The organism is Arthrobacter sp. P1_A5, assembly GCF_056406825.1.
Map to the genome: position 1 here is coordinate 1 of NZ_JBFTZL010000157.1, position 8,597 is coordinate 8,597.

Annotated in this window: 11 protein-coding genes and 1 riboswitch; of the genes, 5 read left to right on the plus strand and 6 right to left on the minus strand. The window is 67.6% G+C overall.

Features of this window, described 5'->3' with window-relative positions; genetic code table 11:
- The 5 genes from AC1D1S_RS16685 to AC1D1S_RS16705 form a co-directional block, all read right to left on the minus strand.
- On the minus strand, positions 1 to 361 hold a 361-nt coding region (locus tag AC1D1S_RS16685), incomplete at its 3' end, for an aldo/keto reductase (RefSeq protein WP_476994963.1).
- A 177-nt stretch (positions 362 to 538) separates the two neighbouring features.
- On the minus strand, positions 539 to 913 hold the full coding sequence (locus AC1D1S_RS16690; RefSeq protein WP_476994964.1) for a DMT family transporter: 375 nt from the start codon (positions 911 to 913) through the stop codon (positions 539 to 541).
- A 20-nt stretch (positions 914 to 933) separates the two neighbouring features.
- On the minus strand, positions 934 to 1,257 hold the full coding sequence (locus AC1D1S_RS16695; protein ID WP_028275448.1) for a DMT family transporter: 324 nt from the start codon (positions 1,255 to 1,257) through the stop codon (positions 934 to 936).
- Positions 1,258 to 1,266: 9 nt separating this feature from the next.
- Positions 1,267 to 1,331: riboswitch (guanidine-III (ykkC-III) riboswitch) on the minus strand.
- 23 nt (positions 1,332 to 1,354) lie between these two features.
- Complete coding sequence (locus tag AC1D1S_RS16700; RefSeq protein WP_243180624.1) at positions 1,355 to 2,116, minus strand: cache domain-containing protein; 762 nt, start codon at positions 2,114 to 2,116, stop codon at positions 1,355 to 1,357.
- Between the two features lie 80 nt (positions 2,117 to 2,196).
- Positions 2,197 to 2,937: a FadR/GntR family transcriptional regulator gene (locus AC1D1S_RS16705; RefSeq protein WP_476994965.1), complete on the minus strand. Its 741-nt coding sequence runs from the start codon at positions 2,935 to 2,937 to the stop codon at positions 2,197 to 2,199.
- 237 nt (positions 2,938 to 3,174) lie between these two features.
- On the opposite strand from AC1D1S_RS16705, the gene AC1D1S_RS16710 reads away from it, so the two are divergent.
- The 4 genes from AC1D1S_RS16710 (at position 3,175) to AC1D1S_RS16725 (ending at position 7,351) form a co-directional block, all read left to right on the plus strand.
- Positions 3,175 to 4,251 carry an ABC transporter ATP-binding protein gene (locus AC1D1S_RS16710; RefSeq protein WP_476994966.1) on the plus strand — a complete coding sequence of 359 codons (1,077 nt, stop codon included), beginning with the start codon at positions 3,175 to 3,177 and terminating at the stop codon, positions 4,249 to 4,251.
- Positions 4,252 to 4,339: 88 nt separating this feature from the next.
- On the plus strand, positions 4,340 to 5,527 hold the full coding sequence (locus AC1D1S_RS16715) for an ABC transporter substrate-binding protein (protein WP_476994967.1): 1,188 nt from the start codon (positions 4,340 to 4,342) through the stop codon (positions 5,525 to 5,527).
- 68 nt (positions 5,528 to 5,595) lie between these two features.
- On the plus strand, positions 5,596 to 6,525 hold the full coding sequence (locus tag AC1D1S_RS16720; RefSeq protein ID WP_459385745.1) for an ABC transporter permease: 930 nt from the start codon (positions 5,596 to 5,598) through the stop codon (positions 6,523 to 6,525).
- 13 nt (positions 6,526 to 6,538) lie between these two features.
- The gene (locus tag AC1D1S_RS16725) at positions 6,539 to 7,351 is read left to right on the plus strand and encodes an ABC transporter permease (protein ID WP_243180628.1); all 813 of its coding nucleotides are present in this window, start codon (positions 6,539 to 6,541) and stop codon (positions 7,349 to 7,351) included.
- Between the two features lie 10 nt (positions 7,352 to 7,361).
- Here AC1D1S_RS16725 and AC1D1S_RS16730 read toward each other — a convergent pair whose 3' ends face one another.
- Positions 7,362 to 8,027 carry a HutD/Ves family protein gene (locus tag AC1D1S_RS16730; protein ID WP_476994968.1) on the minus strand — a complete coding sequence of 222 codons (666 nt, stop codon included), beginning with the start codon at positions 8,025 to 8,027 and terminating at the stop codon, positions 7,362 to 7,364.
- Positions 8,028 to 8,182: 155 nt separating this feature from the next.
- Here AC1D1S_RS16730 and AC1D1S_RS16735 point away from each other — a divergent pair.
- Positions 8,183 to 8,597, plus strand: a 415-nt coding sequence (locus tag AC1D1S_RS16735; protein WP_476994969.1) for a phosphoribosylanthranilate isomerase, incomplete at its 3' end; no start/stop codon positions are given.

The window sequence follows — 8,597 nt, forward strand, 5'->3', positions numbered from 1 at the left end:
GGTCAATGGTGTCGGTGCCCAGCCGTTGCAGGCTGCGGTCCACGGCCTGCCGCACGTAGGCGGCGTCGCCGCGGATGTCCGTGTAGCCGGCCGACGGTGTGCCCACGAGGCCGAACTTGGTGGCCAGCTGGACTTCGCCGCGGCGTTCCTTGAGCAGCCGCGCGATCAGCTCCTCGTTGCTGCCGCCGCCGTAAATGTCCGCCGTGTCGATGAAGCTGACGCCGGCGTCCACCGCGTGATGCAGGGTCCGCAGGGCCTCGGCCGGGTCCACGTCGCCGTAGACGGGGGTCAGGGCCATGCCGCCGAACCCCAGGGGGCTGACCATAAGGCCGTCGCCGAGCCGGACTGTTGCTGCCGTCATCTTGGTCTCCATTCGCGCACTGAATAGTTCCGTAGGACTTCCGTCCCTGCCAAGAACCCCAGGATGCGCGCGGCTATTCCGGCCCCTGTTATCGGCCGGGCAGACGATTCTCCCCACCTTTGACTGTTGCGCGGCCGGCACGACGGCGCGCCGCAGGGGACACGCCGTCGTACTGCCCTAAACGTGGGGAATTTCCGCGGGGGAGTCCGGCCGGACAGCGCTTTGTGCCGGTTCCTTTGCCGGCAGGAGCTTCAGGACCGCCGCGCAGCCGACGATCCCGGCGATGAACAGCAGCTTGAGCGGACTGGCCGGTTCGACGCCGGTGGCCATCGCCCAGCCGACCGTCAGTGCGGCGCCGATCCCCACCCAGATGGCGTAGGCGGTGCCGAGCGGAATACGCTTCACGGCCAAGCCGAGCCCCACCATGCTGAGGGTGGCCGTCACGGCGAACACAAGGGTCGGCAACGGGCGGGAGAACCCGTCGGACAGGCCCAGTGCCGTGGCCCAGACTGCCTCCAGCACAGCGGAAGCGAGCAGGATCATCCATGACATTGCAGCTGGTTTCACCATGGTCACGCCACCAGCTTCAGACCGGCGACGCTCGCGGCAATCCCGCCAAGAAGCAGGATCCGTGCCGCGGTCGGACGCTCAACTTTGGCGGCTATCGCGTAGCCGGACGTCAGGACGACGCCGACCCCCACCCACACGGCGTAGGCCGTTCCGGTTGGGATGGACTGCATGGCGACGGCGAGCCCGCCGGTGCTGGCGAGGACGGAAACGAGGAAGACGAGGGCCGGGACAAGCCGGCGGCGGCCCCTGGCCTGGGCGGTCCGGTGCAGGGCGGCGGCCCAAACGGCCTCCAGCGCCCCGGAAAGAATGAGTATTAGCCACGACATGACAGCTCCTGTGGCCAGTCTTGTCGCGTGCCGGGTACTGAACCGTCGTCCGGAGGCCTGGAAGAGGGCCTTGGCCTCCAAGTTTAGCAAATCGGCATCAGAGCCCGACGGCGTCGCTGCAGAGAGTGAACGTGCGCCCCACGGGGTACTGCGCGCACGGCTCGTTCGGCGCGGTCAGGTCGCCGGCGTCGATATCGGACGCCGCCGACACTATGGCCCGGCCGTCGGCATTGGCCAGTGTGGCCCGGCCGCCGATCCGCCGCAGCGCCGCCATGGCTCCGCGTTCCAGGCGCTGAACTGTCACGTCGATGCCCACGATTCCCGCGACCGGGCCGTCCGGGCGGGTAAACACCGGGTGCGTGAAGGTCAGGACGTACTCGTCGGTGCAGAGGAAATCCACGTAGGGCCCGGTGACGTGGGCCCGTCCTGTTTCCACGGGGATCCGGAACCATTCGGCCTTGACGTAGCGGCTGATGGAGTTGGGACTGAAGTTGGCCAGCGCGTCGACGTGCTCCAGATCCGGGCCCTGCCACCAGGCGATATAGCTGCGCTCGGGCCCGAGCAGCCCGGCGTTGGCGATGAACCCCGCTCCGGCCGCGTAGCCGCCGGGCAGCTGCACCAGTTCCTCGACCACCGGACGGATGAGCTTGTCCACGGCCGTGCCGGTGACTTTGCCGGACATGGCGGCCAGGGCGGCCCCGGTGTCAGCGGCCCATTCCGTCAGGCGGTGCTCGATGCCGGCGATGGTGGCGTCGAGTTCGGCTGCGGCCAGCTGGGCCGCCTTCCCAACATCGCCGGGTTCGGCCGGCGCTGCCATGGACGCTGTGGTGGGGCCTGCGGTGGAGGTGGTTTCGGACATCGGTGCTGCCTTAGCTCGAAGGTGCCGGACATTTGCGGTCAAAAGTTGGCCACGATCGTGGCTCCGGGATGCGGGTGCGGTCAATAGCTTTTGGCCTGTTCGGTCAGCAGCCAGTCGGTGGTGGCGGAGATGAGGGCCTTGACCCCCGTTTCGGCGGCCCCGGGATCGTGGGTCTCGATGGCGGCTGCCACGTCACCGACGATCACGGCGGTGCGTCCGCGGTAGCCGGTGTCGGCGCAGGGCAGCAGGGTGAGGGTGCCGAGATCTGCCTGCAGCCGGATGAGCTCCCGGGCAAGCCGGGCCGAGCGGGCGATGGCCGCGACTTCCAGCAGGAACTCCGAGAGGGCCAGACGCCAGCTCAGCGGGTCATCGTCCGCTGCGGGGATGAACGAGCGCAGCGTGGCGATGTCGGCGGCGTCGGAGCGGCGGGCCGCCACGCCCGCGCAGGCCGCGGCGATCGCCTGGTAATGCAGCGCGAGGTCCCTGATCTGCAGCCGGCTCAGCTCATGCAGTTGCGCCAGGGCCCGTTCCCGGGAGGGCAGCACGTCGTCGGCGATGAAGCTTCCGCCGCTGCGGCCGCGCGCGGTCCGGATGATTCCTGAGGCACGCAGCTGGGAGAGTGCCTCCCGTGCCGTTACCGCGGACACTCCGAGGGCCGCGGCCAGCTCGGTTTCGTTCGGCAGCCGCTGGCCGCTGGTGAGCAGCCCGGTCTCCACGGCCTGTTCGATCCGGCCGCACACTTCATCGACAAGCCCGCGTGATTTGATCGGCGTGAACACCGCCGCCAGGCTCCGGGAGGCGCCCGTGGGCGACAACACCATTCGGGCCTCCCTTCCCTCCGGCGGTATCCGCCCTGCCCCGGCCGTGCATCCGTGCGGCTTCCGCGGTGTCGCCGCGCGCCGCCCGGGCTGATGACATCCTAATCCGGGCTTTGCCGGAGGGTCTATACACAAAACCTATGGAGTAATAGCATTTGGCCCAGCAGCCCAGTGTGGACTGGAGCACATTCGGCTGCGTGGTTCCTGTGGACGATCCGGCAACGGAGTAAGGCGCACCCCATGACCGAAACACTGGCCGCCGGCACCTCGACCGGAAACGAAGAGGTTCCGGCGATCCGTCTGCGTAAGCTCACCAAGGTCTTCGGGGACACCGTCGCGGTAAATGGCGTGGACCTGGACATCCGCCACGGGGAATTCTTCTCCATGCTTGGCCCGTCAGGCTCCGGCAAKACGACGGTCCTGCGCCTGATCGCCGGCTTCGAGCTGCCGACGTCCGGAACTATCGAACTCGAGGGCAAGGACGTCACGGCCATGGCGCCCTTCCAGCGGGACGTCAACACCGTATTTCAGGACTACGCGCTGTTCCCGCACATGTCCCTGGTGGACAACGTCGCCTATGGGCTGCGGGTGCGCGGCATGCACGGGAACCGGCGGCGGGAGCGGGCCAGGGAAGCCTTGGACCGCGTCCAGCTCGGGAAGTTCCTCGGCCGCAAACCCGCCCAGCTCTCCGGCGGCCAGCGGCAGCGCGTTGCCCTGGCCCGGGCGCTGGTGGTCGAGCCCAAGGTCCTCCTCCTGGACGAGCCGCTCGGTGCCCTGGACCTCAAGCTCCGGCAGCAGATGCAGGTCGAACTCAAGGAATTGCAGCGCTCGCTGGGTATCACCTTCATCTTCGTCACCCACGACCAGGAGGAGGCCCTGACCATGAGCGACAGGATCGGTGTGTTCAACAACGGCGGCATCGAACAGATCGGCACCGCGCACGAAATTTACGAGCGCCCGGGCGGCACCTTCGTGGCCAACTTCGTCGGCACCTCCAACATTTTCGACGCCGGCCAGGCCCAGGCCATCTATGGCCGGCCGGAGCCGCTGTGCATCCGTCCCGAGCGGCTGCGCGTCGCCTGGACCGGCGAACCGGAGCACCGTTCCGGCACCACCTCCCGGCCCGGGACAGTGACGTCGTTCGTATACGTCGGGCACGCCACCCAGGTGCGGGTGCAGCTCGACGGCGGACCTGCCGTCGTCGCGCTCGTTCCGGAAAAGCTGCCCGGCGGCGACACCGATCTGGTGAACGGGCCCGTCACAGTCAGCTGGGACGACGACGCCGTCGTTTGGCTTCCGGTCCCCGGCACTACCTGACGCCGGGCCATGCCGGGCGGGGTTGCCGTCCGTGCCGCGGCGCAGCGTTCCAGTCCAGAGTTTTTCTCCACAGCGAAAGGTACGGATCATGGCACCAGGAACTAAGGCCTCCCTCGTAGTCGGGGTGGTTGCAGCCGCAGCCCTCGCGCTGTCGGCCTGMGGAACCAGCGGTGGATCGGGTTCTGCACAGTCGGCGCAGCCGGTCAAGACCGAGATCGGCACCGGTGAAGGCCAGGTGTCCATCCTCGGATGGCCCGGCTACGTCGAGGATGGCAGCAACGACCCGGCCGTCGACTGGGTGCATCCGTTCGAACAGGAAACCCAGTGCAAGGTCAGCTTCAAGCCGTTCGGCACCTCGGACGAGGCCGTGACGCTCATGCGCACGGGGCAGTACGACGTTATCTCGGCCTCCGGGGATGCATCGCTGCGCCTGATCGCCGGCCAGGACGTGCAACCGGTCAACATGAGCCTGCTGAAGAACTACCCGGACATCTACCCGTTCCTGAAGGACAAAGCCTGGAACACCGTCAACGGCGTCAACTACGGAATGCCCCACGGCTGGGGCGCCAACCTGCTGATGTACTCCACGGACAAGGTCACCCCGGCGCCCGCCTCCTGGAGCGCGGTGTTTGACGACGCCGCCAAGAACACCGGCAAGGTCACGGCCTACGACTCGCCCATCTACATCGCCGATGCCGCCATGTACCTCATGGCCCATAAGCCGGACCTCGGCATCAAGAACCCCTATGCCCTCGACAAGGACYAGCTGACCGCGGCCGTTGACCTGCTCAAGCAGCAGCGCACGCACATCGGCGAGTACTGGAGCGACGTCGTCAAGGAGGTCCAGGCCTTTACGTCCGGGAGCACCGTGGTCGGCACCACCTGGCAGGTGGGGGCCAACATCGCGACGGCAGACGGCGCCAAGGTCGCAACCCTCGTCCCGGACGAGGGCGCCACCGGCTGGTCGGACACTTGGATGATCGGCTCCAAGACCAAGAACCCGAACTGCGCCTACAAGTGGCTCGACTACATCGCCAGCCCCAAGGCGAACGCCCAGGTGGCGGAGTACTTTGGCGAATCGCCGGCCAACGCGAAAGCCTGCGAGCTGACCAAGGATCCCAACCACTGCCAGACGTACCACTCAGGTGATGCGGCCTACGCCGACAAGATCTGGTTCTGGACCACACCGGTGGCCGAGTGCCTCGATGGCCGCAAGGACGTCAAGTGCACCGACTATTCGGAATGGACCAAGGCCTGGACGGAAATCAAGGGCTGATTCCGGCTCTGCCGCACCAAACCCGCAACAACGAGCCGGCCCCGGGGGCCGGCAGAGATTAAGGCGAGATGGCACTTCATACGCAACAGCTGCCGCCCGGGGCGCCCGGCGATGCCGGGGCCGTGCCGCGGGCGAAAACCAACGCCTTCTCGGCGTTGCTGCACCGCTCGCCCCGGCTGAGGCTGGCGGCCCTGCTCACCGCCCCGGCGGGCTGGCTGGTGCTGGTGTACATCGCCGCTTTGGCGGCACTGCTTATCACCGCGTTCTGGACCGTGGACACCTTCACCGGGGAGGTGTCCACGGTCTGGACCACGGAAAACATCGTCACGGTCCTGACCGATCCGGTGTATCAGCGGATCACCCTGCGGACATTGTGGATCGCCGTGGCGGTCACCGTGATTGACATGATCCTGGCACTGCCCATCGCGTTCTTCATCGCCAAGGTCGCTCCCGCCCGCTGGGAGAAACTGCTCGTGGTGGCCGTGCTGATGCCGCTGTGGGCAAGCTACCTGGTCAAGGCCTACGCCTGGCGGAATGTTCTGTCCGAGGGTGGGTTGCTGGAGTGGCTGGGGGCCCCGATCGGACTGTCCTCGCCGGGTTACGGCGAAACCGCCGTCATCCTAACCCTGTCCTACATCTGGCTGCCGTACATGATCCTGCCGATCTACGCGGGCTTTGACCGGGTGCCCGACTCCCTGCTGGAGGCCTCCGGGGACCTGGGCGCGAAGCCGCTCACCACCATGCGCCTGGTCATGCTTCCGCTGCTGGTCCCCTCCATCATCGCGGGCACGATCTTCACGTTCTCCCTGTCCCTGGGCGACTACATCACTGCGCAGATCGTCGGCGGGACCACCCAGATGCTGGGCACCGTGATTTACGCCAACGTCGGAGCGGCCAACAACCTGCCGTTCGCCGCCGCGGTATCGCTGGTGCCGATCGCCATCATCATGTTCTACCTTTTCGTCGTCCGCCGCACCGGCGCCCTGAACAGCCTGTARTGCGAGGAGCATCATGAGACTTTCCCGTAGCGCCAAGGTGGTCCTGGGCATTGTCACGGCGCTGGTGTTTTTGTTCATCTACACACCGCTGCTGCTGGTGGTGGTGAACTCGTTTAACGCGGACCGGACTTTCGGCTGGCCGCCCAAGGGCTTCACACTGGAATGGTGGGGCAAGGCCTTTGACTCGCCCGGCGTCAGGGACGCCGTCGTGTCCTCCCTGTGGGTGGCGGTCGTATCGACCATCATTTCGCTGGTGCTGGGGACGCTGCTGGCGATCTCATTGCAGCGCTACGAGTTCTTCGGCCGCGACGTCATCAACCTCCTGGTCATCCTGCCCATCGCGTTGCCAGGGGTTGTCACGGGCATCGCGCTGAACAACATGTTCACCACGATCCTGGGCGTCCCGCTGAGCCTGTGGACGGTGGTGATCGCCCACGCCACGTTCTGCATGGTGACGGTGTTCAATAACGCCATTGCACGGCTCCGCCGCACCAGCGCCGGCCTCGAGGAAGCCTCTGCCGACCTCGGCGCCGGTGTTTTCACCACGTTCGGCCTGGTGACTTTCCCCCAGCTCCGCTCCGCGCTTCTGGCCGGCGGCCTGCTGGCCTTCGCGCTGAGCTTCGACGAGATCATCGTTACCACGTTCACGATCGGGGCCGGCGAGACCACGCTGCCGATCTGGATCCTGCAGAACCTCTTCCGTCCGAACCAGGCGCCCGTGGTCAATGTCGTGGCGGTCGTGCTGATCGTGGTCTCGATCGTCCCGATCTGGCTCGCGCAGCGGCTGTCCGGGGACTCGGTGCGTGTCAGCGGCGCCCGTGTGTAGGCGGACAGCGCTATACGGTGCCGGGTTCCGCAGGGTCGATCGAGATGACAGCCAGGAATCCGCGGCCCAGGATTTCCGGCGTCGCGGTATCGGCGCCGACGACGGCGTCGTAACGGTTCAGCTCGACGCGCTCCGGCTCGGGGGCGGCGACGGCGGCCGGCCCGGTGGGAAGGCTGCCGGCAGTCCCGGGGCTGGCCGTCCCCTGCCCCTGCAGGAGGATGCCGAGTTGGCCCGCGAACACCGGATGGGCGCGCTTCTTGGACAGCTCGATGATGGAGGTGTAGCCCTTGAAGGCGCCGTTGCGGGTGATGACGTTCAGATCCCGGATGTCGCCGGTGGGCAGCGCCCCCGCCGAGTCCGCGTCGCCGGAGAACCGGAACGGCCGGTACTTCTCCAGCGGATGCTCGGCCCCGTCCACGCTCAGCAGCAGCAAGTCGCCGTCAACCACCGTCAGTACACGGTCCATTCCGGCGTAGGCGGAGAAGGGGCCCGCTTTGGAGACTTCGGCAATGCTGACGCGCCAGTCCCAGGCGTTGTCCTGCCCTGTATCTTGCGGAGCGGTCTGCGGGCCGGTCTGCATGGACGGGGTCCGTGGATGGCGCGCCACTTCGCGCGTCACCCCGCCGCCGCTGCGCCAGGGGTGGGCTTTGAGCTCGGCATAGCGGATGATCTCCATGGCCTCAGCCTATCGGCCCGTTTCCGGGGACGGCGCTCGCGCCGACGCCGCCGGCACGCCGGCGGGGACTGCGCACGCCCGTGTCGACGCAAAGTCGGCGGCTAGGGCCCGGCCTTGCTAACGTCGGAGGCAGGAAGCGCCCAGAAGGAGCCCGAATGTTTGTCAAAGTGTGCGGCCTGAGCACCCCGGATGCGGTCCGCGTCGCGGCAGGCGCCGGCGCGGACGCCGTCGGCTTCGTCCTGACCCGCAGCCCCCGGGAGGTCACGCCGGAACAGGTCAGGAACCTCCTCGCCCACGTCCCGGACGGGGTGCCCGCGGTGGGGGTGTTCCGGCACGAACCGGCCGCCGACGCCGTCGCCGTCGCCCGTGAGGCGGGCCTGGCCTGGGTCCAGCTCCACGGGGACCGCTCACCCGCCGACGTCCGGACAGTGCACGACGCCGGGATGAAACTGATCAGGGCCGTCACCATGGCCGCCGCGCCTGAGGACTTCAGCGACTGGGGCGAGGAGCTGCTCCTGATCGACGCCGCCGTGCCAGGCTCAGGCGAGGCCTGGGACTACGGATCGGTCC